Origin of the sequence: Bacillus shivajii (assembly GCF_020519665.1) — a bacterium.
Classification (GTDB): Bacteria; Bacillota; Bacilli; order Bacillales; family Salisediminibacteriaceae; genus Bacillus_CA; species Bacillus_CA shivajii.
Map to the genome: position 1 here is coordinate 3,719,225 of NZ_CP084703.1, position 25,873 is coordinate 3,745,097.

Sequence of the window (25,873 nt, forward strand, 5' to 3'; positions counted from 1 at the left end):
TTCGAGGTCATGTCTTTTTTTTTAGCTATCCGTTTCAATCTAACTCGTTTCGCTCAACAAGCTTCAACTCAACAAGTTGTTTCCATTTTTGCAATCGCGGCATCACAGTTTCATGAACAAACCGCATTCGTTCCTCCGTATCTGCACAAGTTTCTTCGATCTTCATTGATCCCGTCACAGCCTCTTGAAACGATCGCAAATGCTCAATCGCCGTTTCGTCATCACCAAACACCGAGTACATCGTCATATTCTCTTCATTATATGAAATAAGCCCTGCCATTACACTTTTCATGAGCCTGTCCCCGATATCTAAATCCTCTTGAATGTAACAATCACTGACATATTGTATCGCTGACTCAACTTCTTGAAGAAGATCTTTATAATTTGTCAAAAACTGAAGTTGCGCCTCTGTCAAACGTTTGGACACGCTCCTCACCCTTTCAAAAATGATCTCTTATGAACGATTGTATCAAGGCTCGTCGAATGATGCGAATAAAATACGAAGTAAAAAACAGCATGCTCACATTCTATAAAAAGGTCGAAATCATTTACAGATAATTGAAAAATCAGTAAGCTAAATGATACATGATCAACGCTATCATTCTATTTTTGTTTGAAAGGATTTTTACATATGGACGTAACCGTTGTTGCCACATCCATTGCTGTCATGGGTGTGATCATTGCCATAGGCGCCTTTTTTGCCCATAAAGTGCCAATTACCGCTGAAGTAAAACAAGCGCTTATTCTTATCGTACTAAACATCGCTGTACCATCGATCATCTTAAACGGTGTTTTCAATACGGAAGTCAGTGACCAACTATTAAGCCAAGCAATCACCATTTTTGTCATCTCAATCATCTTTCATTTAGCCGCACTCCTTCTTGCCTGGTGCCTGACAAAAGTTTTTCGCTTCGAATCGTTATTTGCGAAAAAAATGACCGTCTTAGCTGCTCTCGGAAACACCGGCTTTATCGGCATCCCCTTATGTGCAACGATCTTCGGACCAATCGGGGGACTAATGGCTGCGATTTTCGATGCTGGCCTTGACCTCATCCTTTTTAGCTTAGTCATTTACATGCTCCAATCAGGGAAAGGACTCAACGTGCGCCAAGTACTTAAGTCTTTAATTAACATGCCGCTCATTGCAGTCATTGTCGGGTTAACATCAGCGGTCGTCGGATTCAATCCACCCGATTTCATTAAGCAACTTACTGGACTTTTAGCAGGGCTCGCAACACCATTAGCCATGCTGTATCTCGGGATGCTCCTGCAAAACTTATTTAAAGAAACAGGCTTCACCATTTACAAGCAAATATATTTTCCTTTGAGCATTCGGTTATTAATCATCCCAGTCATCACGATGACGATCAATTCTTTTACACCCCTTGATGACTTTATAAAAAATGTGGTGATTATCCTGTCCGCGATGCCAACTTTCACATTAGCAGCAATTATTTTCGCTCGTTACTTAAACGATGAAAAAACAGCTGTCATCACGATCGCTTTTTCTACCTTACTTTCTTTGTTAACGATCCCGTTCATCTCATTCCTCTCAACGTTTTGGTTAGGAGGATGAGAATGTGGCTGGTAATTCATTATTTCTCAACGGAAAAAAATAATGATATAAGTTTTACAATCTAATAGGGTCTAACGTAAAATACAACTAAACCTAAAACATTGAGAGGTGCTATATGGTTCCTATTTCGATTGAGAAGTTCATACAGGGTATGGAAAAAGGTCATAGCGAAAAAGAACTGAAGGAAATGAAAGAAAGTATATTAGCCGCTGCACAAAGGAAAAAGAATGGGCAGTCATGCATTCAATGTGGAAAACCTATCTGGGCAATTGGCTCTGGTATTACCGACATGAATTTCTGTTTCACATGTACTACTGGTGAAGCCGATGACTCTGAAGATTATGAACTTGATACCGTTTGTTATTAAGCATTTAAAAGAGCAACAGGATTTAGCCTGTTGCTCTTTCATAAATATATAATCTTATAAAGGTTACTTCCTCATCGCGCCTAATTGCTGTCCTCCACCGACACCGCTACCGTGACGACGTTGGCGATCTATTTTAATGACCTCTTTCCACGTATCACGAAACTCAACAACAAATTGCTCCGCTTCCTTCAACGCTTTTTTGTCATTATTCGTATTCGCATCAACAAGGCGATTTAAAATAAAGTCATACAGTTGCATCATATTTTGCGCAACTTCCACATCCGTTTTCAACGTCACCATCAGTTCACGAATAATATTTTGCGCTTTAATCAAATTCGTATTGCGATCTTCTATGTTGTTCTCATCGATTGCCTTTTCCGCGCGTTTAATAAACTTTAAACACCCTTCGTAAAGCATTAACGTAAGCTCCCCTGGAGATTTTGTTTCCATCGAATTCTTCTTATAATTTGCATACGGGTTATTAACAGCCATACTAAAAACACCCTTTCTACTTCTCTCAATTTCATACCGCCCTAAGCCGGATGAATACGTCACAACGAATAACCATCTACTTTTTCAAAAATTCTAGACACATTGTCATAGTACTCTACTATTTTTATCGGCCACAATCCGACAACCTTTAACAAATCCACTCAAAAAATATCAACAATTTTTACCAAAACCTCTAAATGCCGACTCCGTCAAGTCTTAACAAAACACTAACCTGAAAATATGTTTAATAATGAGGTCTTCACTTTTGTCCACTCGCTTTCACCTCTAGGCATAAGTGCGACATCTGCTCTATCTACGTTCCACTTGCTAGAGCAGTGTCTTCTTTACCGTGGGCAATGCCTCAGCTAAATTGCTTCTTCCTCTTATAGCTGTGCTACGTAGCTTGATGCGTCGTCGCAGCTCATAGCTTAATCAGTGTAGTGTTGTTTGTTGCCCCTTCCTCTTCTAGTAAACACACTGAAGTTCCTACGTCGGGGCAGCTTGTAGCTGTTTTCAAGGAAGTTTTGCTCGTTGCTATTCCCACCGGGTCTCGTGGACCCGCTCATTCAAACGATGAACACTTATTTTCATGCTTCATGGTTCGAAAACAACTTCTCGTATGTAACTGTTAAGTTTTAGTGTTGTTAAAAAAAATGAGATATTGATGTGGTTATAGTGTGTTGAGCGATAGGCGGCGACTCCAGTGGGAACAGCGCGAGCTGAAAATCACCCAAAACGAATTTGATGAGTTTTGGGAAGTTGAGGCCGTGCCCGTGGAAAGCGTCCGCCGAAAGCGAAGACACAAAACCAACAACAGCAAAACACAAACAAAAAAACTCGAGCCCTAGCCCGAGTTCTTTTGCTTTTCCTATTAAATCTTTTCGTCAATAATAATACCTGCAAATTCTAGCATCGATGAAATCATATCGAGAAACTCCTCTGGAGGAATCTCTTTCACAATTTCTTCAGTCTCCTGGTCGACGACTTTTACCATCGTGCGATCAAGCACTTCATGCTGCTCAAATTGGAGCGACGTATGACGAAACATACTTAAATCATTCATCGCTTCAACCGCTTGATCGAGCTCGTCCAGTGACCATTCCTTCGCCTTCATTCGCGATTCGTGCTCCGTTAACCTTGAAGACGTATCTACACTTCCTTGTGTCTCAACGTTTTTTCGGTCTTGGGCAGGGTTACGCTCAGATTTTACTTGAGAGTATAAATCCCCTACCGTCATAGAGCCTGATGACTTCACTTCCATGTGTATCACTCCTACTCATGAACTGAACTATCAATCTTTATATCGGCAGGGTGTCATCACTTTTTAAGACAATGTGAAAAATTGTATGAATTCTCTAGTTCGTGTTGACGGAATTATCGATAGCTAATTATTCCTTAACATAGGAAAATACTCACTTTTATTTACATCAATGACTTTCCACTTTTTATTCACTTTCACATTTTGAATTTCAAGGACAATAAATGGGTTGGTTAAAACCTGTGTGACAAATTGGTCTGGGGACGGTTCATGCTCTCTAATATAAATATGGACCTCCCCATTTCCAATGACATCTTCAACACTTAAAGAATATCCCCCTGTCCTTCTTTGTCCAGCTGAAATGACAACCACTACATCACCATTACGAAAAAAAGTCTTCCACCCTCGGATATCAGCCCCTGTCCTTAGCTTATTTATATATTCTTTTACTCCTGATATTTCTTGCGCCTCTGAAATGGTTAACTCAGTATAAGTTAAGTTCCTCATCACGGCCCACTCACTCCTTATTTTTGTTCATAAAAAAATATCTTTTACCTCTTATTTATGCACGACACTTGATGAGTAGAAGGATAGACGAATTTAAAAGATAAACTACTTATACCTTTCTCTCCCTCTTCTCAATTCCCTTTATGTTACGATATAAATATTATAAATTTTCATATTGGAGATGATCCACATTATGAAGCTAACGAAAATACGTGAGAAGTTACAAGAACTAGATTTAGATGCGATTTTAATTACCAATGCATCCAATCGAAGGTACATATCGGATTTTACTGGGACCGCTGGTGTCATCCTCATTTCTTTAACGGAAGCAAAAGTGATTGTTGATGGCCGTTATACAGAACAAGCCAAGGCCCAAGCCAAACAATTTGAAATCGTTGAACACAATAAAAACTTGCTTGAAGTCTCTGCAAACGAAGTAGGAAAAATGAACGTAAAACAGTTAAGCTACGAAGCGGATCATGTGAGTGTAAGCCAATTTAAAAACTATCAAAAACAAATTGATGCAGAAATGGTCGAGACATCGAACATCGTTGAATCACTAAGAATGGTGAAAACAGAAGAAGAACTTGGATTAATGCGCGAAGCAGCACGAATTGCTGAAAAAGCACTCGAGCACGTGCTAACTATGATCAAACCAGGAATTACTGAAAAAGACCTCTCCGCTGAATTGATTTACAAAATGCAAAAGCTAGGTGCAAGCGGTCCTGCCAATGACCCAATTGTTGCTTCTGGAGTAAGATCAGCGCTACCTCATGGAAGAGCATCAGAGAAAGTGATTGAAAAAGGAGACATCATTACGTTCGACTTTGGCGCGATTTATAACGGGTATCGCTCAGACATGACTCGAACCGTTTCCGTTGGAGAACCACCTGCAGAACTGAAGAAAATCTATCACATCGTCCGAGAAACACTAGAATACGCGAAGGAAAAAATAAAACCAGGCCTCACTGTCAAAGAATACGATCAACTTGCAAGAGAATACATTGAAGAAAAAGGATATGGGAAGTATTTTATCCACGGGATCGGTCACGGCCTTGGGTTAGATCTTCACGAAGGTCCAACTGTCGCGGCAAATGAAGTATTTGAAGAAAACATGGTGTTTACCGTTGAACCAGGAATTTATATTCCTGATTTAGGTGGCGTTCGTCTTGAAGACGATGTCGTTATAAAAAAAGATGGTATTGAAAACTTAACACCATCTAGTAAAGAATTAATCATTTTATAATCGTACCGAGTAGGCGTCGCCATTACTGACCACGCCTCTCACAGAGCACACACGTGCGGATCTTCGCATGTGGCTCTTCCCATATATCCCTTCTAGAGATAACGTTCATCATGAACAGATGGTAAACTTACGAGTCCCAGCTCTGAAAAGAACTCATTGTCTAACGCCGCATGAACCATTGGACTTTTGGAACTTCGCCAAGCAAACATACGGATTCCTCTGAGGTTTTCTTCCCTCCATCCCTTCCTTCTAAGAAGGCGATGGAGGTTCTTTATATGTCTCCAGCTTCTAAGTTGTACCATTCTTAACCTTCTTCTTATCCAACTATCCCACTCTTTGAATTTGTTCTTCACATTGCCGTAGCGGAAATAATTTGCCCAACCTCGAATGTAGGGGTTCAGCTTGTCTTGGATAAGGAGTTGGATATCAACTGTTTGGTTCCTACGAGTAATTTCTCTCACTCGCTCCTTGAATTTTACCTCTTTCTTAGGGTCTATTCTTCGAATATTGCCAATGAATTCATACCCTAAGAATGTAAATGGCTCTTTCATGGCGTCGACAACTTTAGTCTTCTCTTGATTGACAGTTAAACTTAGTTCTTTCTCAAGAAATCTTGAGACACTTCGCATGACTCTTTCTGCACCTTTTGGGCTTTTACAAAGAATGATAAAATCATCCGCAAAGCGGACGATACGGTGACCACGTTCGGTCATCAGTTGATCAAGCTGATGTAAGTAGATGTTCGAAAGTAACGGACTTAACACACCACCTTGCGGAGCTCCCTCGGGAGTATCTTCGTAAAGATCCTCTACCATGACACCTGCTTTGAGAAAACGGTGAATGAGTTCGATAATAGACCCATCCGTCACTCGTTTCCTTATTTGTTGTTCCAATTTATCATGTGGAATCGTATCAAAGTAGGACTGTAGATCGGCATCAATGACATAATGGTATCCTGCTCTCAAGTGTTCAGTAACTTTGTCTAGAGCCATATGAGCACTTATCCTTGGGCGGAAACCATAACTACACGGAAGAAACTCTTCTTCGAAGATAGGTTCCAATACATTCCGTAGAGAAGCTTGTACGATGCGATCTTCCACCGCTGGTATCCCTAGTGGACGTTGTTTCTTCCCATTATCTTTATCGATCATCTTTCGTCGAACAGGTTTGGGTCGATATCGTTTACCTTTTAGCTTCTGTTGGAGCACTTCTAGATTGTCCTCCAGCTTTGCTTCATATCCTTCAATTGTTACTTTATCGACCCCTGGTGCACCTTTGTTCTTCTTTACTTGATAAAAGGCACTTACTAGATTCGCTTTCTTGTACACTTTGTCGTACAAACTGTACCATACACGTCTTTCCATCTGTTATTCCCCTTACGCCACTGCTTTCGTTTCTTCCTTTGCTTCTGCTTCTCCATATGAAATGTCGAACATATCAAGGTTGGTAGCCGATGGCAATACCTTATATTTCACATTTCGGCGATAGACGGTGTACCCTTCTGTTCCACCCTGGCATCAGCCCCCTTGGCTCTTGTCCAGCTTCTGTCTATTTCCGCAGTCATAAGTAAGCCTACTCACATTGTTCTTCTATGGGTCACGCCCTTCGCACGATTCCTCACCTTTTGGGTATAGGTTCGCAACTGTATCTGTGTACAGTTTCACTCATGTGCTGTCCTCGCTACTGTCGCCAGTAGGTCATTGGCATGAGCTTCTCCACTACTATGGCGATCTCTGACTTCTCCCTTTAAAGCTCATCTTGTGTCCTTGGCTTAGCCTTGTAACATCAATACCTACTTTAGGAAGCAGGGAGATCTCAATGGGTCACATCATGTACTTTCCCTCTAATCCAGCCCTCATAACACTTTGAGTTTCCAGCTATTCGGACTTTCTGTTCTCTTGCACAGTCATCCAACTCTCGTGCCAACATGGGATATCAGCTCTGTTCAGAGGTTTGCCTTCAGATCCTCCGCACGCTACTTCACAGTCAACGCACTATCTGTCAGCTAATGCTTGCCGGCTGGCCGATGCATTCGGGACTCTCACCCTTTAGCACATGTGCTGCCACTCGCGAAAAAGGCCCGAACCCTTGAAAGGGGATCGGGCCTCTACTAACTTTCATCTACTACTGGAAATGTAATGTGTACGGTTGTTCCTTCACCTTTCACACTATGAAATTTGATACTACCATTGTATTTTTCAACGATATTAAAGCAAATCATTAATCCTAAGCCCGTTCCTTTACTTTTTAACGAATAGAAAGGGGTACCAACCGACTGAATTTCTTCATCTGACATGCCGCACCCTTGGTCGTGAATGCGAATGTCTACATGATCATTCATTCTTACCGCAGTCACTGAAACAAAGTCATTTACGTTGGATGCTTCGATTGCATTTTTTAAAAGGTTGATCACTAATTGTTTAAATTCAATCGTATTCGCTGAGATGTAACAGCCATCCCCTACTTGTAATTCAACTTCATTACTGTGTAGATTGCCGTAAGAATTTAATAAATCTGCAACATCTTCTAAAGCAACCTTTACATCTACCGTTTCCATTGGTTGATCTTTATCAGACTTTGCAATCGTTAAAAAGTCAGATATGACGTACTCTGCAGCATTTAATTCATCAATCATTAATGAAAAGTTTCTTTTTACACGATGCTCCAATGATTGATCTTGTTGGTACATTTGTAAAAAGCCTTTTACAACAGTTAGCGGATTTCTAATTTCGTGTGCCACCGCTGCTGCTAACTGTCCCGTCGTCTTTAACCGTTCCGATTGTTGCAGCTTCTCATAATACGCCTGCTGATTTTTAATTCTCGCATCTTTTAGTTTAAAGATAAGATATAAAAAAATTTGGCTTGCGGCAAAGTTGATCATATTTCCTACTACGTCCATTTTCATATGCGAGTATACATTTCCTTGATCAATAAATATAATGTAGAAAAATAAAAACGAAATAAATACGCCATTTAATATTAACGTAAAATAAAAAAGCCTTGAGTCAAAAAACAAGATCGAAAGTCCAGGAAGGAAACAGATCAAGATAATCATAGACACAGTATCAGGATATAAAAAGAACAGTAGATAATAATAGATCGTAATTTCTATAATCATGAATTGTCTATAACGATATGATTCATACTTCGGGTACAACAAAAAACATATAGAAATACCAACAACTAACAATACATGCAGTATATACCCTACATTTATTTCCCCCATATGATGCATGTAACCTATAAATAACCCGAGGAACTTCATCGCGATAATTAAGAGCATAGCAATAAAATATTGCTTTTTATTAATTTGACTATAAATAGAATTCATCATAATACACCTTTTAATTTAGTCTTCATACACACCACTATAGTCTACCAAAAACTTACCATTGATCACATGATTATTTTTATAAAGTAAAGCACCCGATCCTTAATCACTGGATCGGGTTTTCTACTGCTGGAAATGTAATATGAACAGTCGTTCCTTCACCTTTCACACTACGAAATTCCATCGCTCCATTATATTTTTCTACGATATTATAACAAATCATCAAGCCTAATCCTGTTCCTTTACTTTTTAACGAATAGAAAGGTGTTCCAATCGCCTTAATTTCTTCTTCTGTCATGCCGCAGCCTTGGTCGTGAATGCGAATGTCTACATGATCATTCATTCTTACCGCAGTCACTGATACAAAGTCGTTTAGGCTGGATGCTTCGATAGCATTTTTTATAAGATTAATGATTAATTGTTTAAATTCAATCGTATTCGCTGAGATGTTACAGCCATCCCCTACTTGTAATTCAACCTCATTACTGTGCAGGTGACCGTAAGAATTTAATAAGTCTGATACATCTTCTAAAGCAACCTTCACATTTACCGTTTCTAACGGTTGGTTGCTATCTGACTTCGCAATCGAAAGAAAGTCAGAAATCACATACTCAGCAGAATCTAATTCATTAATCATTAACGAAAAATTGCGTTTAACTTTATGATCTAGCGATTGATCTTTTTCGTACATTTGTAAAAAGCCTTTGACAACGGTTAAGGGATTTCTAATCTCATGCGCAACAGCCGCTGCTAATTGCCCTGTTGTTTTTAACCGCTCAGATTGTTGCACTTGCTCATAATACGCCTGCTGATTTTTAATTCTTGCATCATTTAATTTAAAGATAAGAAATAAAATCACTTGGCTACCAACAAAATTAATGACATTTCCTGACACGTCCATTTCCATAAATGGATACACATTACCTTGGTCAACGTATATAATGTAAGAAAAGAGAGCCGAAATAAAAATACCGTTTAATAGCAATGTAAAATAGAACAACCGCGAGTCAAAAAACAAGATCGAAAGTCCGGGAAGTAAACATATAAAAATAAACGTAGATGGCGTATCAGCATATAATAAGAATAGTAAATAAAAATAAATAGCAATTCCTGTAATCATGAATTGTCGATAACGATACGTTTCATACTTCGGGTAAAGTAATAAACACACAGACAAGCTGACAACAAGCAAACCATGCAAAATGTACCCTGCGTCCATTTCGCCCATACGCGGATTAGCAACAAGTAACCCAATAAACATCATCGCAATGATCATGAGCATAGCCGTATAATATAACCTTTTATTAATTTGACGATAAATATGATTCATAACATATACACCTTTAACCATAGATTCAGCACTCTACTACTATAGTACTAAAGATTGATAGTGTAAAACCTTTTTCAATTTTCCCTATGAAAAATGACATAAAATCAGGCATAGGTTCTTTTACAAAAAAGAGCACTATGCCTTTTATTAAGCCATTTGCTAAAACCTTTATATCGTTTTATTTTTTCGAGTCAAAAAAGACGCCGTCAGCAGTTGGACCTGCATAAGGGGTCTCATACTTTTTTCCCGTGTTCTTACGTTTTTTTAATTGGTTCAAATCAATTCGAATCATTCCTTGAGCTGCAGCCAGTCGTTCATTAATCGGCTGATTCATGTCAAGCACTTCCTTTGCAAGCTGCTTTTCCTCGTCAGTTTTTGGCTGCTCCAGTTTTTCCATTAACTTTCCGCGCTTTGTTAAATACGATTCAACTGTTTCAATATATTCTTCGCGTCCTTCATCTTTCGGAAGCGGCTCATTTAAATGCTCATATAATGCTTTTGTAATGGCATGTACTTCCTGTAAAACTGATGACATGCTTAGCCTCCATTCAAGAATAAAAATGTAAAAATCATGCTGCCCTACGTTCTATATTAAAAACCACCATAAAGTTGAGCAAACAACGATTCTGCTTGAGAGTTCGCTTGGGCAACGGCTTTTTCCATCGCAGTAAATTGAGACCAATAACGCTGTTCAACTTGCTGCATGCGGCGCTCAAAATTGGAAACCCGGTCATCAATACGATCCATTTCACGACCTATCGTAAACTGGTGGTTTAAGTTTCGTCCGCGCATTCCACCTGCCTGCTGAGAAATTTGATCAATTAAACCATTTGCACTTTCACGAACGCGACGAGCCAATCCTTTGTCCGCATGTGTATCACCATCTCCAGCAAAAAGTTGAAACACCGCTTCGGCATCATTTTCAATTGCCCCACGAAGCTTGTCCTCATCGATCTCAAGCTTTCCGCCGTCACGGAAGTTATTCGTCGTCGTAATCCCAATTTGAGAGAGATGGTTAATCTCTGATTCTAGGCCAATGTTTACTGGCGCATACATATCGTTTCGGAATGTATTGAAACCACTTCGAATCGTGCGGTCATTTCGCAACATCCCGCTCATCGCTCGCTCTTCCCAGCGCTCAATTTCTCTTTCCGTCATCGCATCACGTTGATCATCTGTTAAAGGATGATAATCACGATGCCGCTCTTCACGGAGTTTTTCATTCGCAAAGTCCACTAACTCATTGTACTCATCAATAAACCCAGTAATCGTCTCCATGATTGACTCAACATCCGTTGACGCTCCGATCGTGACACTATCTTCCCCTTCTGCAAAAGTTCCTTGAAGCGTCATCGTTACACCATTGATAGAGAATGTATTCGATCTTCTTTCCGTCTCTAAACCATTAACTGTAAAACTCGCATTTTGACCGCCACGTTCATTTTCATTTTGTAAATGAAAGCCTTCTGTAAAGAGGCCGCCTGAAAACGTGATTTCTGGTCCGTCTTCGTTAAACTGGCCGGTTTCCGTGCGAATGACAGAAAGTTTATCTGAAAACTCATCGTAGTAAACATTAATCTCTAAACTTGAATCATTCATTTTCTTAATGACATCGTCCATCGATTGATCTGGGGTAATCAAGAAATTCTCAACAACAGGATCCCCATCTTCATTATAAACTTTTATACTTGAAGAGGAATATTGCTGACTGTATGTGACATCAATCGAATCCGTTGTGCCTTCTGCAAAACGGAGTTCACCTGTTTCAAGGTTAACAAAAACTTGATTGGCGCTTAATTCAGTACCTGAGTCAAGCTCCGTGACGACCTCATACGGGCCCTCATTTCCCTCTACAGATAATGAAGCTATATCTATGAAGCTCTTATCTAACTTTAATGATAAGTTATCGGGATCAATTTCGAATTGTTCCTCTGCATTTTCAGTAAAAAACTTAACGTCTACTTTATCATTGGAGCGCAATTCTTTTCCAAATTGTAACGTTCCATCTTCGTTCACTAAAACATTGTGTTCGTTGAGGTTGGCTTCATCAGTGACGACTTCTATTGCCACACCATTAACCGTGACTTGTGTTAAATTAGCGTTATGAATATTACCTTCGTGATCAAGAGTGAGCAAATCAGTCTGTGATTCAACTGTCTTCTCCTCTTGATGGATAATCCCTGTATCCCAAAAATCATTTGCAAAACTTTGTGTATGCATCGGTTTTGACGTATCAATCTTCTCATCACCAGAAATCTGATTCGTACTCGCATTTGAGGCAGCTGTCGCTAAATTCTTCACTTCACTAATACGTAATGTTCCTGGGTTTGCAGAAGAAGTTGCCGTTGCTGTAACGAGCTGTTCATTTGAACTCGTCGCTGTATTAGCCGTCATATTCGATCTTCTTAATATCGTATCAAAAATATTTGTCCGGAATTGATCCAATTTTAGGTTCATCGCACGGAACTCTTCCATACGCCATTCTAACAACTGCTGATCTTGTTGCATACGATCCATCGGCATACGTTCAGCACGCATTAAGTCTTGCACCATTTGATTAATATCCATTCCTGTGGCAAAGCCTGAAAGTCTCACCTTCCACCACTCCTCTTCCATTATTCTGTTGTCTATGCTATTTTTTATCCTGTTAAAAAGGTGTTTATTGTGTTACCAGCTATTTAAAACTTAAAATGAAATACTAGTTATCTATTATAAGTATCGGAAGAAATATGACGAATATTGAGGGGAAAAGGGCGAAGGTTGAATATTAGTTAAATGGACCTATATTTTGGGGGTTAGGCGCTGTATATTTATTAATATTTTGGGCTTTAATATTCAATTTTTCTTTTCATTTATTCTTGAATTGAACCCTGCAAAGTTGAAGCATGTTCACGTGAAGCAGCTTCAACTTTGCAGGGTTCAAAACACGAGAGAAACTATCGTCAATACAGAAAAACAAAGGTCAGACCTCCCCAACCCAAAACTCTCACCTAAAAACGATATAAACCTACTCAATCACGACCACTCCCCTCCTATTTACAATCGTATATTTATAGAAAAAGGTGCACTCCCTCGAGTACACCTTAGCTCACCTTTACATTTGGCCGCCACCCATGCCACCTAGTTGTGACATTAGTTGTCCTGCCTGATTATTTGCTTCTGCCATCGCTTGTTCCATCGCCGTAAACTGAGACCAATACCGTTCTTCTACTTGTTGCATACGACGTTCAAAATTTGAAATACGGTCTTCTGCTTGATCAATTTCACGTCCAATCGTAAATTGCTGGTTTGATGCCATTTCTGAGCGACCGGCGCGTTGTGAAATCATGTCGATCTGACCAGATAACGTATCACGAAGACGACGTGCAATGCCACGCTCTTCATATTCCTCACCATCTGCTGCAAACATTTGATAAACAGAATCAGGATCTTGCTCTATCGCTTGACGTAATTTATTCTCATCAACTTCTAGTCGCCCTCTATCACGAAAGTTACGGGTAGTCGTAATCCCAAGCTCAGTAATTTGATCGAACGTTTGGTTAGCATCTCCTGAATCAACCGTTCCGTAAAAGTCTTGACGCATCTGATCTAATGCACCAGTGAGCATACGGTCATTCCGAAGAAGTCCACTATGAGCACGCTCTTCCCACATTTCAATTTCACTTTCTGACATTTCACGACGTTGCTCATCCGTTAGTGGTGCGTAATCACGATGGTACTCTTGGGATACTTTCTCATCGACCATTTCAATTAACTCATTATATTCATCGACAAACCCCATGACTGTGTCAAAGATATCATCAGTATCATTTGAAACATGTAACGTAACAGGATCATCAAATTGATTATGCAATGAAATGTTTAATCCTTCGATTTCAAACTCATTACTGCGACGCTCAACGCCATCAAGACCATTTAACGTAAACTTTGCATTTTGAGCTTCGACTTCCTTTTCTTGGTCAAACCTTAACGTCTCAGTTAAAAATGCACTCTCAACAAACGTCTCCTCATCTTCCTCGGTTTCACCTTCCTCAAAAACACCGAAAAGAATCTCATTCCCGCCTTCTTCCGGATTAAAAGTTCCAGTATCTGTCCGAGTGAGCGAAACTCGCCCACTGTTTGCATCGTAAAAGCTTTGTACGCCTAGTTCTGAACGATTAATTTCATCTAACATGTCATTTAAGCTGTCATCTTCGTCAAAAGAGAATTCAACTTCTACACGATCTCCGTTTTCATCAAAAGTCGTCATCCCGAACGCAATCTCAGTATCATCAGTAGTGATGTTTTCATCTCGCAACTTATCAGTTTGTCCTAGTAAACTATCATTCGGATCAAACTCTTCTCCATCGATAACAATTGACCCGTGATCTCCATCAACGCCATCTTCTCCAGAACTAAAGTTATAAGCCGAAGTAGCTAGTTGCTGGACGTTTGAGATCGTATATGTACCGTTTGCAGCACCAGCATTAGCTGTTCCACTCACTAAGCTCTCATTTGAACTCGTTACTTGTTTAACATCCATGTTCGACCGGCGCATAACTGTATCAAATGTGTTATTTCGAAAGTCCATAAACGCACGGTTCACTTCTCGATATTCCGTCATTTTCAATACTAATTCTTGTTGGTCTTGCTGCATTCTTTGAAGTGGTTGTCGCTCAGCCTGCATTAAATCCGATACCATCTGATTAATATCCATACCAGAAGCAAAGCCGGAAAGTCTCATATGTATCACCCTTTTTATGTCTCTTTACGATATAAATAAAAAACAGAAAAAAACGTGAGTTGTGCTCACTCTTTTTTCTGTTTTCAGTCACTCTTATTCATTCTATTTTTTATATCGGATGATTTTACATTTTGTTTAATGATTAAACCAATTTATCATATTTTGTTACGTTTCGCCGCAAACAATCGCAACTTCAATAACAAACTAAGTCCAGCACTATTGTCACTCAGTTTCAATCTATTTAATGAACGCTTTGACATAGTTGTGCATTGAGTTTTTCAACTTCATCCCTAAGCTCATTCATTTGCTCTTGAAGAACTTCCCGCTCAGCATCAGATACTGCCTCACGAGCAGCGATTTCAGCAATGCCTCGCATCTCCCGTAATTTCCGGTCAATCTCATCATATATTCTCTGTCGATCTTTCACCCATTCCAGCTGCTCTAATAAAAACTTTCGTCGTTCTTCCTCTGACATTGATACCCTCCGTTTGTTTATCGATAATGATTATCTCTATTCTCCCATAAAAAACAGTCAACATCCATATACCTTAATGTTCCTATAAAGAAATAAGAGCAGCCACTGTTGTGACTACTCCTTCACTTAAGAAATTCTACAATTTCACATCAATACTCGACCCTAAATGAGGTTGAGTAGCTTGTTCCATTTTTGACACTTGTGATTCATCCACCATTTTGTTCAAAAAATCTGCGTTTTGTTCAGCACTTCCCATCGCTTTTTTCATAACAGAAAGACTTGCCTGCTGTTTGACTTGCCCTTGGCTTAGCGCCATTGACATAAGTCCGATGTCCATTTATAACCCTGCGAATTTTTTCGTACCTCCACTGTATCATATGAGACCTACGATGTAATGAAGTGCCATTTCCCTACTTTATGTTGCGATTTAAACAGTCAAAATATTTTATATAGGTGAGGATGTTCATAATGAAGTTAGCAAAAGTTCGTGAAAAACTAACTACTAAACAGCTATAGTAGAGTGACCCAATAATATAAGACAAGAAAAAACACCACTAGAGTCGTATTAATTATTTATCGACATTTAGAGGTGTTTTTTGTTAAGGGGAAGAAGAGATGGTTTATCCTGAATAAATAAAAAGAGAAGTAATACGCTTAAAACCTCCAGGGCAACTAACGAACAAAGAGGTTATCGAGAAATTTGGTATTAATATAGGTCACAAATCAAGACTTGGATGAGATGGTACATGAATGGTGAAGAGCATAAGTTATCTCAACCAATTCGAAAGCAATATGCTTTCAGTAAAGGCCTCGATGATGAAAGTGAAATATGTCAGTTAAGAAAAAGGGTAAGCTATTATGAAGTGCGAGGAGAATTGTCGGGAAAGTACAAAGAAATCGAAAGGAAGTGGTTCCAGAAGTATTAGTCGAAGTCGTAGAAGCTTATAAAGGAAAATACACGATCACTACTAGAGATTCCAAAATCCAATTATTATCGTTGGAAAAAGAGCCACCTTTATTCATTTCCCTCTCTTTACATTATTCAATTGTGCAATGCATCTGCACCCTGCATTGTATTTTAGACTGCATCAACATTTAATGCAATGTACGTGCATCCTGCACCTCTTTTACTTAAGACAATAGATACGTTTCAAATGTACGCTCAAGCTCTTGTTTTAATTTCATGAATTGAGGAACGAGTGTAAACTGCATGATTTCCTGTACCTTACCGTAATTGTTAGATTCGTAGGAACTAACGACGAGGTCTAATGCAATTTTCACACTGTTCATTCTAGCCTCTAATTCATCGTTGTTTAATTCTTTTAGTAATGGCTGCATTGATTTCTCAACAGATGAGAACCCTGCTACGACATCCTCAAATAAGTACATCGTTTCTTCAAACTTTCCTTCACCTTGAAGTTTTTGAATGTGTTGTAACCCTTCAAGAATTGTTTGTGACAGGTCTACTGATTGTTTCATTACGTCTATGTATTTTTCCATCAAATCACTCCCTCTAAAAAGTAATAAAAATTTATTTCTTCTTCTCTCGATGATGATCTTTTTTGGACATCCAAGGGAACTGTAAAGCTCCCTCCTCCTATTTCTACAACCCATTTAAAAGCCCCTAGATGTATATTTTCCTTTTCGACTTGATCCAAATATAACCTTATTTCAATACCACTTTCATAAATAATAGTTTTTAAGTTATTTCTTTTACTAACTAGTTCCGCATCTAGTTTTCTGAACAATGGCATCAGTAAACTCTCTCCTTTGCTAAGATATAAGAAAAGAGACTCTAGCATGACTAGAGCCTCTCTTAAGTTGAATAATAAAATTATCCAAGTAATTGTAATACAGATTGTGGTTGTTGATTAGCTTGTGCAAGCATTGATTGAGATGCTTGTGAAAGGATGTTAGTACGAGTCATTTCCATCATCTCAGCAGCCATATCAACGTCACGGATACGAGATTCCGCAGCTGATAAGTTCTCAGAAGCATTGTCTAAGTTAGAGATTGTGTGCTCTAAACGGTTTTGAACAGCACCTAAGTCAGAACGTTGTTCAGATACTTGCGCAATAGCATTTTCAATTGCTGTAATTGTACCTGAAGCACTTTCTCTATTTGATACCTCAGCCCCATTAATACTAAAAACATCCTCATCAGCAATAGCATCAAGTCCTAAATCAGCAGCTGCAATCTGATCCGCAACCTCTAATTCTTCTCCATTTAATTCAGTAATTGCGCCACCCTCTACTTTTCCTACAATTTGTCCATCTTTTATTAAGTTTTCACCATCAACTTCATAATCACCTGCAGCTAGTTGTAAAGCATTATCACCTAACTCTTGTCTTAATTCAGCTTCTCCATCTTTCACAATAATAGTTGAGCCTTCTGCTAATGCGTCAGCATCACCAAAATCACCTATTTGTGCACCTGCTGGATCTTCGATCGCTGTACCATTTACTCGTCCAACCACATTTCCGGAAGCATCTAAAACATTGTCACTATCATCAACTGTGTAAGAACCATCAATAAGTCCAGTTCCTCCAGATACATCTACACCAGTTTGAACTGTCGCACTAGAAGTTAATCCAAGTGCTGCAGAACCCATCGCACCAATTGATAAATCCATCGATTGACCTTCATTCGCACCAATCTGGAAAGTTCCGTCAAAAGAACCATCTAAAAGATTTTGTGTGTTAAATTCTGTATTATCAGCAATTCGATCAATTTCAGTTACTAATTGATCAATTTCTTTTTGGATCTCTTCACGATCATCATTTGTGTTTGTATCGTTTGAAGATTGAACCGCTAGTTCACGCATACGTTGTAGGATGTCATGAGTTTCATTTAATGCACCTTCAGCTGTTTGAATCATAGAAATCCCATCTTGTGAGTTACGGCTAGCTTGGTCTAAACCGTTGATTTGTGCACGCATTTTTTCAGAGATTGCAAGACCTGCTGCATCGTCACCTGCACGGTTAATACGCATACCTGAAGAAAGTTTCTCCATAGAGTTTTGGTTTGCTTGTTGGTTGATTCCCATCTGGCGATGAGTGTTCATTGCAGAAATATTGTTGTTAATAATCATAATAAAATTCCTCCTTGAATTTGGTTGTGTTTACTTCCGTTCACATCCTTGTGATTGGAAGAAAGATTTTGAATCATTAGTAGAAAAGTCGGCCGCCTTATCCCCTAATGATTGCTACATTCCTTTTATCGGACGATACGACGAAAGTTTTAATAGTTTGAAAGAAAAAAATATAATTTTTTTGTCAAAAATTCTACTTTCTATAGATATTGTGCAAACTAGACTCTAGTTTTACGAAAGACTGTTTTCGTAAGTGTGGTTGTTTTTAATGCTTGGAGAAGCAGAAGGCGGCCACTCCAGTGGGAAAAGCAATAGCCTCAGCTAAACATGACGCTAGTCATGTTTAGCTGAGGCATTGCCCACGGAAAGCGTCCGCCTTAGCGTATCCAAGCATTATGGTTTCGTCCTAAAACAACAACCTTTTAGAAATTAGCCAAATAAAAAAGCAAAGGATCTCTCCTTCACTTTTTATCGGTATGCGTCGACCCAGCCTTCACGGATCGCGAGAATGATTGCTTCTGTTCGATCATTGGCTCCTATTTTACGTAGCAAGTGACTAATAATCGTGCTCACTGTGGACGGCGCGAGGAAAAGTTTTTCTGCAATCGTTCGGTTGTTAAATCCGTCTAAAATGAGCTGCAAGACATTTTGCTCGTTTTCCGTTAAGACCCCTTTAAGCTCGGATCGTTTTAACACAAGTTTATCGATCGGTTTATCTTTTTGTTTTTTCCGTTCAATCTCTAACACGAGCTCTCTATGAAAAGCTGGTTCAATAAATACGTGATGACTTTCGAGTTCTTTCGTAATCATTTGGAAGTGTTCCTCGACAAACGTTAATGAGGCAATGCCACTTATTGGGTGATTTAAATATGTAAAAAGGTTTTTATCTTCACCATCTGTATATACGAGTAAAATAGGGATTTTCGAGTTCATCGATACGAGTTTATGAATGAAAGCTGTTGTTTTCCGCTCGTAGCCGTTGACGATAAATAAGATGCAGTTACACGACTCTTTATGGACTTGTGCAGATAACGGGTCAAAACGAATATCTTTATACTTTCTTTCTAGTCTTTCTGAGATGTCGAGGGAGATTTCATTACAGCTACTATAGATTTGAACTTTGAGTTTTGTTTGTGATTTGTTTAATGTCGTTGTCATGTTCTCATCCCCCTTTTATGTTATTAAAGTTTACAAATTCGGTCATATTTTCACAAGATTCGATAGTCATTTATTTTCAGGTATAAAAGTCATGTCTTTTTCTGTCGAACACGAATTTTCACGCTTACAAAGAAAATAGTTATAGTAACTTACTTCAATAATGCCTCTTCCATAAGTATATTTTACTATATTTTAAGCCGTTTTTTGTTTCTGGGTAGTAACTTAATAGTGTTTCTCTTTTTCTGATTTCATAAGAAAAAACGCAATGGACTATTGCGTTTTTGTCGAATGTTGCACAGAATCATTTAATTGTTTTAATAAATCAACCGAAGTTTTGGCCGCTTCATTGTTTTCTTCTTGAATGGCTAAATAAATTTCTTTCCGGTGGATGTCGATGTTCTTCGGAGCGTTGATCCCGAGTTTTACTTGATCCCCTTCGACACCGATCACTTTTACTTCAATGTCATCCCCGATTTTGATTGATTCATTTAGTTTTCGCGTTAGAACGAGCATCACTCATCCCCCTTTTGCCCGGAGGCTGCAGGAACTTTTAATGCGTGCTTCGTTTCATAGTCCGTGTCGTTTAAAACGATTTGTTTTCCTTTTTGTTTTGCGCTGTTAATAACGATTGGACCGCGTAAGTTCGCTGTCGACTCCTCCAGCGTCTCGCGTAGCGTAAGAATGACAAAGATCGCGACATCTTTATCTTCTTCGATTCCGAGTTGCTCGATTGTGCTGTCGGAAAGCTTCGCTTCATAGTCTGGGAAAAATGAAAATGGCGTCATGACAACAAAGGCAAGTCCAGTCGTATTCGTTGATTGCAAAATATAAAATGGGCTAGGTTGATCATTAAATGGAAGCAGCACAAACTGTTTTTCTTCCTCAAAACTAGGAATCCCTTGTTCGAATTTAAGGATGTTTTGTTCGTTAATTTCTACTTCTCCTGCGTATTTCGTTTCGATTTTCATAAAAAATCACTCCACGTATGTCATTCTATCGTTAATGCTTATTGTACCTTTTTTTCGTTTTAGATAAAAATATTTGTTGGTTTATGTTATAACGTGCGGTTTACCGTAGGATCTACTGCGTGAAATTGGATACTTTCTTTTTGCTGTAAGTACACATTTGTTTCCCAACGCGGAATATGAATCTCAGGGTCATGCTTTTGTACATGTATGTTTGGTTCTGGCCAGTCCACATCAACTTGAATGTCGGATGGTTCGTATTGAAAGTTTACTTTAAAGGCATGTTCTGGTACGAAGCCGACATTGATTTCCTTCGTGGGGCGTTCCCCGTTTTGTTTTGCAAGTTGTGCGATCGCCTCTGTTCCATGTTCAATCTTCTTTAACTGTTCCCCTTGTTGGACGGTTTTCGCAATGTATTGCATGACGCTTTGTTTCCCTTGCGCTCCCCATTCTTCATTTCGGCGAAGTGGACCTTTCAACCCAGTATCGGCAAACGCTTCAGATTGGTCGATGTGAAGCTTTGATGCTGTTGTACTAATTCTGAGCGTACCAACGAGTTCTTGGTCAATCGATATGTCTGCTGGGCGCTGTGTGATCGACATTTCTGGTTTTTGCTGTTGCATGCCAATTTGTGCCTGTTGTGATTGGATCTCTACCCGAGGCAATTGCATGTTCATCCCTCCTAGTTTAGACAATATAAATGTTTATAAAAAAGATAATTGGTTTTAAGTCATCGACCTAATTCAATAGACATAACATCATAATTCCAGGCATGTCACAGTACATGACACTATGGTCTTTGGACGAACCATTGATAGTGATCTACTTGAAGATAGTCACTATCTTCCTCATTCGCTAGGCTCTGTTGTAGTTGGATAATTAAGTAATATTATCTGATACAATGTGAAGAGCAAGGCGCCGACGCCTGCGGGAACAGCACGAGCCGAAAATCACCCAAAACGTGCTGGGTTTTGGGAAGTTGAGGCCGTGCCCGCGGCAAAGAAGACACCGTGAATGCAAACAAAGTGCAGCATGAACGGATGTCGCACTTGTGCCTAGAGGTGCAAGCGTGCGCCTTAAGCGATTCATCAAATCAACAACGTGTAAGGCCTCACATAATAAATGATGAAATTCAACAAAAGCCACCGGTGAACCGATGGCTTTGAATAAGTACTATCGTAAGAAATCGATCAGTGACGGCTGGATAATTCGTGAACTTGCTGAAAGCGCCGCACGATGAACGTTTTCTTGCATCATTAATTCTGTAATAACCTTTTCAATATCAGCGTCTTCATTATCAGATAAGATCCGCTTTGAGATGACTTCTTGCTCTTGAACGCGATCGTCAATCATTTCAACACGGTTTTGACGCGCACCAAGTTCGGCACGTTCATCAACGATCTTATTCATCTGATGATCGAGGCGGTCAAGCATTTGTGTCAGTTCTTGTGCACTCGCATTAGGATCTTCCAGTGCTTTTTCAAGCTGAATAATATCACCGAAGAAGTCATTGGAGAAGATTTCCCCAGCATCAACGTTAACTGGAACATTGACACCTTTTAAGAGTTCAATTTCAACGTTTTGTGCGTTCGTTGAAACAGCGTCCACATGAGAGAAAACGACTTGGCGTTCTTTTAACGATGTTTCTTCTGTTTCATCACCTTCATTGTTGATGAATGTGATTTGGTTACTGTCTGCATTCACTGTGATTGATTTTTCTACGTTTTCATCAACATGTGTGAACGTATATTCAGGACCCGCTTGGTCAACAGGATTGAGTGTGTAACGAGCACTGTTATGGGAGATTTCTAATGGGAATTCGCCAGCTTCGTCTGGATCAAACTCACCCATTTGATCTTTAAAGCCATCAAGTTTTACATCTAACAGCTCTTCTCGAACAGGCGGATTCGTCGTGTTTGTTCCATTAAAAATGTATTTATTATTTGCTTGCGTATTCGCTAATGATTGGAGGTGTTCGCGAAGCTGCGCCACCTCTTTACCAATATTCGCTCGTTGCGTTCCTTCATACGTATCGTTTGATGCCTGTACAGTAAGCTCGCGAATACGATGCATCGCTTGTGTCGTTTCATCTAATGTTGAATCAGAAGTATCCATCCAGTTATACACTTCTGATAAGTTTCGTTTAAATTGTTCTACCTCTGTGACCTGGGTACGATAGCGCATGCCATTCATGGCAACGACAGGATCTTGTGAGGCTCTACTTATTTTTTTCCCCGTCGAAAGCTGGTCTTGAAGGTTTTTCATTCCTTCATAGCTTTGATTGAGGTGTCTTAATGAGTTGTTTGTTAACATCGATTGCGTTACACGCATGTTGTTTCACCTTCTTTATATTGGCGAGCTTAAAACTCCACCATCAATTTCTTTATTATCGGCCAACGACACCCATGCCGTTAATGATGCGATCGAGCATTTCATCTATTGCCGTCAAGTTACGTGCAGCAGCATTGTATGCATGCTGGAATTGAATTAAGTTCGACATTTCTTCGTCAAGAGAAACCCCGCTCACTGACTCGCGACGATCCTCAACAGAATCACGTAGCGTTTCAGAGTTTCGTGTCATTCGCTCTGCTTCGTTTGTTTGTACTGCCATGTCTCCAATGACACCTTGGTAAAAGCTTTGTACGTTCGTTGTCGTCCCGCCAAAATCAAGTTGAGCATCTTTCACATTCGCAAGGTTGAGAGCGTTCGAACCATCACCAGAGAATGCCTCACCATCTACTTCAGTAGCTGCGGCAATATTATCTAAGTCATTCATTGCGTCATCAAGCTTAAGGAATTTTGCGGCACCTTTAATGCCATTATCCTGGTCAAACTCATCGGCAAAAGCGAAAAAGTTGTAACCTTCCTCATTATTGGCTTTTTCACCATCTTCAATTTCAGACAGGCTCCAGCCATTACTATGAACATCATTAAATTCTTCTGCAAAGGTAGCAACCATTTGATCGAGCTCATGAAGCATATCTGGATAAAGACCTTTTTCTTCTCCATCGTTGCCCATGTATCCGTACGCTTCAATCGTCGCACGCAGTTCACCGAATGAACGGAAGTCTTCAAGACTAAATTCTTTTACGCCACCTTTACCACTTAAGTCACTCACTTCATCAATGCCTTCAAGTGCTTTCGGTTGTGCGATAAAAATACGATCCACAAGGTTTGTATCTTCGTTATACGATACGTGGAGCTGATTTGCTTCCAGCTTCCGTCCGTCAACTAACGTGACACCCATGTCGTGACCAGCATCATCAAGTAGTTTTATCGTATATTTTCCGTCGGCATGCTCTTTCGCTAACCCACCACTGCTTACTTGTTCCACACTAATATTCATAAATTGAGAAAGCTCGTCCACTAGTAGATCACGTTGATCGTATAAGTCATTGGCTAAATCACCGTGTGGTTCAAGCCCACCAATTTGCTTATTAATTTCGTTGATCTGGTGCGTTAATGAATTAACCCGATCTTGATGGACACCAATTTGACTTTGGTAGTCTCGTTGAATCGACTGGAGTGAATCATGCGTATAGTTGAACGTTTCAGCAACCGCTAATCCGCGCTGCCTGACAACAGAACGAGCACCAGAATCCTCTGGGTGCACAGATAGATCTTGTAGCGACTGCCAAAAACGGTCCATCGTATTAGCAAGCCCATCTTCTGTTGGCTCGTTCATAATGTCTTCCATTTTTTCAAGGGCTGTATGTCTTGCACTCCAATAGCCATGTTTGTTGTTCTCTTCACGGTACTGCATGTCGAGAAATGATTCACGCACTCGTTGAATATCTCCCGCTTTAACACCTGTCCCCAACTGCCCTGGCATATTTGGTTTATTAAAACCTGGACTCGGGTACGCTTCTGTTGTACTAAAGTTTACCCGCTGTCTCGAGTATCCAGGTGTATTAGCATTTGCGATGTTATGACCTGTTGTTTGGATCGCTGTTTGCTGCGTTGAAATTGCTCGCCGCGCCGTTTCTAGGCCATGAAATGTTGACTTCATCGGTCTTCCTCTCCTAACTCTCGCTGTTTCTCTCTACTTACGCTTTCGAATCAAATAACGACCGCTCTGGAGCAGGCCCTTCCTCTGTTTTTACATCTGGACGTCCGTAATTTTGGAAGTGGGACTGCGGCTGCATCGAATCAAGAGACATGTTGACAAAACGCAACGACTCTTCTAACAGCTGTTGATTCAAGTCGTTCTGTTGTTTTAATTGTTCGATTTCGTGAAGGAGCTTCTCCTGCCACTCTTCAAGCTCTGTACGTTCTTCTGGGAAAAACTGAAGGATTGTCTCCATCGTCACGTCTTCTTTCACAAGCCCCTTGTCCGCCATCCATTGTTCCACGGTATGCTGGCGTGTCGCTTCAAGCTTTCGGAGCTGTTGAATAAGGACCGTTTCATCCTTCATAAGCTGTTCTAGCTGCGCCATGTCGCCTTCTTTAATCACAGCTTGTTTTTCTTTCGCTTGGTCATTAAATTTTTTATGAATGGCTGTCATCGCTTGCAAAATTTGGGCTAGCTGCTTACTCATCATGTTCAGCTCCTTACACTTGTTTTTACTAAAGGCGTTTCTGACACGCCTCTATTCGTTTTATTTCGACCAGAAATCGTGGAACTTACGCGCAACTTCTTTCGCATCTACTTGATACGTCCCGTTCTCGATTTGTGCTTTAATGTCATTAATTTTTTCTTGGCGATCAAGAGACGTTTTTTGTGTAGCTTGCATTTGCTTTGCCTCTGATGAGATCTTCACCTCATCGCGCTTATTCACTTGATTGACATCTTGCTTGCCTTTTACTTCCTGACTCTTGCGATACATATTGAGAGAGTGTATCGGATTAATTTTCACGCCAATCCCTCCTTACGTTTCTGCTTTTATTGTAAAACCGTTCAGGGCTATCTATAACCACAGTAACTATACTCTACATTTATTATCGACACTTAAGCGAAAATGTTTAAGCATTCGTGTGAAGTTTATCAAAGAAACTCTTCGACATACAAAACTTGGCTTATCGCCAAGTCCTAATAGCGAAAGCCTTAGTTGCAGTTGTACTATCAACCGAAATTATATAAATTCTGATAGTACAAAAAGTTCGCTCGTTTGCTGGTGCGTCGTTCGATTGTGTTTTTTAGGTGCAATTGGGTTGCTTCTCATGTGGGGTTATCTTCTGATCGCGTGGGATTGTTTCTGTCTCGCGTGGAATTATTCTCCGCTTACGTGCGATTAATCCTTCCTCACGTGGAATAAACCCTTCTCACGTGCGATCAACCCTTCCTCACGTGGAATAAACACCTTCTCACGTGCGATTAATCCCTTTTCGCGTGGAATTCCCCCTTCCTCAAGTCC

At 39.8% G+C, this 25,873-nt stretch carries 26 protein-coding genes; 3 read left to right on the forward strand and 23 right to left on the reverse strand.

What is annotated here, in order from left to right; translation table 11 throughout:
• Positions 1–34: 34 nt before the first annotated feature.
• Positions 35–427, reverse strand: coding sequence for a DUF8042 domain-containing protein (locus tag LGQ02_RS17970; RefSeq protein ID WP_226515680.1), 393 nt, complete (start codon positions 425–427; stop codon positions 35–37).
• 204 nt (positions 428–631) lie between these two features.
• Here LGQ02_RS17970 and LGQ02_RS17975 point away from each other — a divergent pair, with 204 nt between their 5' ends.
• Positions 632–1,576, forward strand: coding sequence for an AEC family transporter (locus LGQ02_RS17975; RefSeq protein ID WP_226515681.1), 945 nt, complete (start codon positions 632–634; stop codon positions 1,574–1,576).
• A 115-nt stretch (positions 1,577–1,691) separates the two neighbouring features.
• On the forward strand, positions 1,692–1,943 hold the full coding sequence (locus tag LGQ02_RS17980) for a hypothetical protein (protein WP_226515682.1): 252 nt from the start codon (positions 1,692–1,694) through the stop codon (positions 1,941–1,943).
• Positions 1,944–2,006: 63 nt separating this feature from the next.
• Here LGQ02_RS17980 and fliS read toward each other — a convergent pair whose 3' ends face one another.
• The 3 genes from fliS to LGQ02_RS17995 form a co-directional block, all read right to left on the reverse strand.
• On the reverse strand, positions 2,007–2,435 hold the full coding sequence (fliS, locus tag LGQ02_RS17985) for a flagellar export chaperone FliS (RefSeq protein WP_226515683.1): 429 nt from the start codon (positions 2,433–2,435) through the stop codon (positions 2,007–2,009).
• A gap of 871 nt (positions 2,436–3,306) precedes the next feature.
• On the reverse strand, positions 3,307–3,696 hold the full coding sequence (locus tag LGQ02_RS17990) for a flagellar protein FlaG (protein WP_226515684.1): 390 nt from the start codon (positions 3,694–3,696) through the stop codon (positions 3,307–3,309).
• 123 nt (positions 3,697–3,819) lie between these two features.
• Positions 3,820–4,200 (reverse strand): protease complex subunit PrcB family protein, encoded by a 381-nt coding sequence (locus LGQ02_RS17995; RefSeq protein ID WP_226518370.1) that lies wholly within the window; start codon positions 4,198–4,200, stop codon positions 3,820–3,822.
• A gap of 190 nt (positions 4,201–4,390) precedes the next feature.
• On the opposite strand from LGQ02_RS17995, the gene LGQ02_RS18000 reads away from it, so the two are divergent.
• On the forward strand, positions 4,391–5,446 hold the full coding sequence (locus LGQ02_RS18000) for a M24 family metallopeptidase (RefSeq protein WP_404802434.1): 1,056 nt from the start codon (positions 4,391–4,393) through the stop codon (positions 5,444–5,446).
• 92 nt (positions 5,447–5,538) lie between these two features.
• Here the strand turns inward: LGQ02_RS18000 and ltrA are convergent, their stop codons facing one another.
• The 19 genes from ltrA to flgM all read right to left on the reverse strand — a co-directional run bounded on the left by ltrA (position 5,539) and on the right by flgM (position 25,375).
• Positions 5,539–6,810, reverse strand: coding sequence for a group II intron reverse transcriptase/maturase (ltrA, locus tag LGQ02_RS18005; protein ID WP_226515686.1), 1,272 nt, complete (start codon positions 6,808–6,810; stop codon positions 5,539–5,541).
• 746 nt (positions 6,811–7,556) lie between these two features.
• Positions 7,557–8,780: a sensor histidine kinase gene (locus LGQ02_RS18010; protein ID WP_226515687.1), complete on the reverse strand. Its 1,224-nt coding sequence runs from the start codon at positions 8,778–8,780 to the stop codon at positions 7,557–7,559.
• A gap of 103 nt (positions 8,781–8,883) precedes the next feature.
• Entirely contained in the window at positions 8,884–10,107 is a 1,224-nt protein-coding gene (locus tag LGQ02_RS18015) for a sensor histidine kinase (RefSeq protein ID WP_226515688.1), read from the reverse strand.
• Positions 10,108–10,285: 178 nt separating this feature from the next.
• Positions 10,286–10,642 (reverse strand): flagellar protein FliT, encoded by a 357-nt coding sequence (locus tag LGQ02_RS18020; RefSeq protein WP_226515689.1) that lies wholly within the window; start codon positions 10,640–10,642, stop codon positions 10,286–10,288.
• Between the two features lie 56 nt (positions 10,643–10,698).
• Positions 10,699–12,702, reverse strand: a complete 2,004-nt coding sequence (gene fliD, locus LGQ02_RS18025) for a flagellar filament capping protein FliD (RefSeq protein ID WP_226515690.1) — start codon at positions 12,700–12,702, stop codon at positions 10,699–10,701.
• A 499-nt stretch (positions 12,703–13,201) separates the two neighbouring features.
• Positions 13,202–14,830 carry a flagellar hook-associated protein 2 gene (locus LGQ02_RS18030; protein ID WP_226515691.1) on the reverse strand — a complete coding sequence of 543 codons (1,629 nt, stop codon included), beginning with the start codon at positions 14,828–14,830 and terminating at the stop codon, positions 13,202–13,204.
• A 241-nt stretch (positions 14,831–15,071) separates the two neighbouring features.
• Positions 15,072–15,305 carry a hypothetical protein gene (locus LGQ02_RS18035; RefSeq protein ID WP_226515692.1) on the reverse strand — a complete coding sequence of 78 codons (234 nt, stop codon included), beginning with the start codon at positions 15,303–15,305 and terminating at the stop codon, positions 15,072–15,074.
• Between the two features lie 136 nt (positions 15,306–15,441).
• Positions 15,442–15,642, reverse strand: coding sequence for a YjfB family protein (locus tag LGQ02_RS18040; RefSeq protein ID WP_226515693.1), 201 nt, complete (start codon positions 15,640–15,642; stop codon positions 15,442–15,444).
• A gap of 794 nt (positions 15,643–16,436) precedes the next feature.
• Positions 16,437–16,805 (reverse strand): DUF8042 domain-containing protein, encoded by a 369-nt coding sequence (locus LGQ02_RS18045; protein ID WP_226515694.1) that lies wholly within the window; start codon positions 16,803–16,805, stop codon positions 16,437–16,439.
• Entirely contained in the window at positions 16,805–17,107 is a 303-nt protein-coding gene (locus tag LGQ02_RS18050) for a hypothetical protein (RefSeq protein ID WP_226515695.1), read from the reverse strand. Before LGQ02_RS18050 ends, LGQ02_RS18045 begins: the two co-directional genes overlap by 1 nt.
• Positions 17,108–17,139: 32 nt before the next feature.
• On the reverse strand, positions 17,140–18,396 hold the full coding sequence (locus LGQ02_RS18055; protein WP_226515696.1) for a flagellin N-terminal helical domain-containing protein: 1,257 nt from the start codon (positions 18,394–18,396) through the stop codon (positions 17,140–17,142).
• Between the two features lie 468 nt (positions 18,397–18,864).
• Positions 18,865–19,554 (reverse strand): response regulator transcription factor, encoded by a 690-nt coding sequence (locus tag LGQ02_RS18060; RefSeq protein WP_226515697.1) that lies wholly within the window; start codon positions 19,552–19,554, stop codon positions 18,865–18,867.
• Between the two features lie 270 nt (positions 19,555–19,824).
• Entirely contained in the window at positions 19,825–20,067 is a 243-nt protein-coding gene (gene csrA, locus LGQ02_RS18065) for a carbon storage regulator CsrA (protein ID WP_226515698.1), read from the reverse strand.
• Complete coding sequence (fliW, locus tag LGQ02_RS18070) at positions 20,067–20,522, reverse strand: flagellar assembly protein FliW (protein WP_226515699.1); 456 nt, start codon at positions 20,520–20,522, stop codon at positions 20,067–20,069. Before fliW ends, csrA begins: the two co-directional genes overlap by 1 nt.
• Positions 20,523–20,608: 86 nt before the next feature.
• Positions 20,609–21,190 (reverse strand): DUF6470 family protein, encoded by a 582-nt coding sequence (locus tag LGQ02_RS18075; RefSeq protein ID WP_226515700.1) that lies wholly within the window; start codon positions 21,188–21,190, stop codon positions 20,609–20,611.
• A gap of 502 nt (positions 21,191–21,692) precedes the next feature.
• Positions 21,693–22,850: a flagellar hook-associated protein FlgL gene (gene flgL, locus LGQ02_RS18080; RefSeq protein WP_226515701.1), complete on the reverse strand. Its 1,158-nt coding sequence runs from the start codon at positions 22,848–22,850 to the stop codon at positions 21,693–21,695.
• A gap of 55 nt (positions 22,851–22,905) precedes the next feature.
• Positions 22,906–24,528, reverse strand: a complete 1,623-nt coding sequence (flgK, locus tag LGQ02_RS18085) for a flagellar hook-associated protein FlgK (RefSeq protein ID WP_226515702.1) — start codon at positions 24,526–24,528, stop codon at positions 22,906–22,908.
• Positions 24,529–24,565: 37 nt separating this feature from the next.
• Positions 24,566–25,060 carry a flagellar protein FlgN gene (locus tag LGQ02_RS18090; RefSeq protein WP_226515703.1) on the reverse strand — a complete coding sequence of 165 codons (495 nt, stop codon included), beginning with the start codon at positions 25,058–25,060 and terminating at the stop codon, positions 24,566–24,568.
• A gap of 57 nt (positions 25,061–25,117) precedes the next feature.
• The gene (gene flgM / locus LGQ02_RS18095; RefSeq protein WP_226515704.1) at positions 25,118–25,375 is read right to left on the reverse strand and encodes a flagellar biosynthesis anti-sigma factor FlgM; all 258 of its coding nucleotides are present in this window, start codon (positions 25,373–25,375) and stop codon (positions 25,118–25,120) included.
• Between the last annotated feature and the right edge of the window lie 498 nt (positions 25,376–25,873).

Excerpts from the sequence above, each read along its gene's own strand:
- ltrA (WP_226515686.1), bottom strand. The coding sequence starts at position 6,810 with ATGGAAAGACGTGTATGGTACAGTTTGTACGACAAAGTGTACAAGAAA.
- LGQ02_RS17980 (WP_226515682.1), top strand. The coding sequence starts at position 1,692 with ATGGTTCCTATTTCGATTGAGAAGTTCATACAGGGTATGGAAAAAGGT.
- flgK (WP_226515702.1), bottom strand. The coding sequence starts at position 24,528 with ATGAAGTCAACATTTCATGGCCTAGAAACGGCGCGGCGAGCAATTTCA.
- LGQ02_RS18075 (WP_226515700.1), bottom strand. The coding sequence starts at position 21,190 with ATGCAATTGCCTCGGGTAGAGATCCAATCACAACAGGCACAAATTGGC.
- LGQ02_RS18040 (WP_226515693.1), bottom strand. The coding sequence starts at position 15,642 with ATGGACATCGGACTTATGTCAATGGCGCTAAGCCAAGGGCAAGTCAAA.
- LGQ02_RS18010 (WP_226515687.1), bottom strand. The coding sequence starts at position 8,780 with ATGATGAATTCTATTTATAGTCAAATTAATAAAAAGCAATATTTTATT.
- LGQ02_RS18030 (WP_226515691.1), bottom strand. The coding sequence starts at position 14,830 with ATGAGACTTTCCGGCTTTGCTTCTGGTATGGATATTAATCAGATGGTA.
- LGQ02_RS18035 (WP_226515692.1), bottom strand. The coding sequence starts at position 15,305 with ATGTCAGAGGAAGAACGACGAAAGTTTTTATTAGAGCAGCTGGAATGG.
- LGQ02_RS18050 (WP_226515695.1), bottom strand. The coding sequence starts at position 17,107 with ATGCTAGAGTCTCTTTTCTTATATCTTAGCAAAGGAGAGAGTTTACTG.
- flgL (WP_226515701.1), bottom strand. The coding sequence starts at position 22,850 with ATGCGTGTAACGCAATCGATGTTAACAAACAACTCATTAAGACACCTC.
- LGQ02_RS18090 (WP_226515703.1), bottom strand. The coding sequence starts at position 25,060 with ATGATGAGTAAGCAGCTAGCCCAAATTTTGCAAGCGATGACAGCCATT.
- LGQ02_RS17995 (WP_226518370.1), bottom strand. The coding sequence starts at position 4,200 with ATGAGGAACTTAACTTATACTGAGTTAACCATTTCAGAGGCGCAAGAA.
- LGQ02_RS18045 (WP_226515694.1), bottom strand. The coding sequence starts at position 16,805 with ATGGAAAAATACATAGACGTAATGAAACAATCAGTAGACCTGTCACAA.
- LGQ02_RS18020 (WP_226515689.1), bottom strand. The coding sequence starts at position 10,642 with ATGTCATCAGTTTTACAGGAAGTACATGCCATTACAAAAGCATTATAT.
- LGQ02_RS18015 (WP_226515688.1), bottom strand. The coding sequence starts at position 10,107 with ATGAATCATATTTATCGTCAAATTAATAAAAGGTTATATTATACGGCT.
- LGQ02_RS17975 (WP_226515681.1), top strand. The coding sequence starts at position 632 with ATGGACGTAACCGTTGTTGCCACATCCATTGCTGTCATGGGTGTGATC.
- fliW (WP_226515699.1), bottom strand. The coding sequence starts at position 20,522 with ATGAAAATCGAAACGAAATACGCAGGAGAAGTAGAAATTAACGAACAA.
- LGQ02_RS17990 (WP_226515684.1), bottom strand. The coding sequence starts at position 3,696 with ATGGAAGTGAAGTCATCAGGCTCTATGACGGTAGGGGATTTATACTCT.
- fliS (WP_226515683.1), bottom strand. The coding sequence starts at position 2,435 with ATGGCTGTTAATAACCCGTATGCAAATTATAAGAAGAATTCGATGGAA.
- LGQ02_RS18060 (WP_226515697.1), bottom strand. The coding sequence starts at position 19,554 with ATGACAACGACATTAAACAAATCACAAACAAAACTCAAAGTTCAAATC.
- csrA (WP_226515698.1), bottom strand. The coding sequence starts at position 20,067 with ATGCTCGTTCTAACGCGAAAACTAAATGAATCAATCAAAATCGGGGAT.
- LGQ02_RS18055 (WP_226515696.1), bottom strand. The coding sequence starts at position 18,396 with ATGATTATTAACAACAATATTTCTGCAATGAACACTCATCGCCAGATG.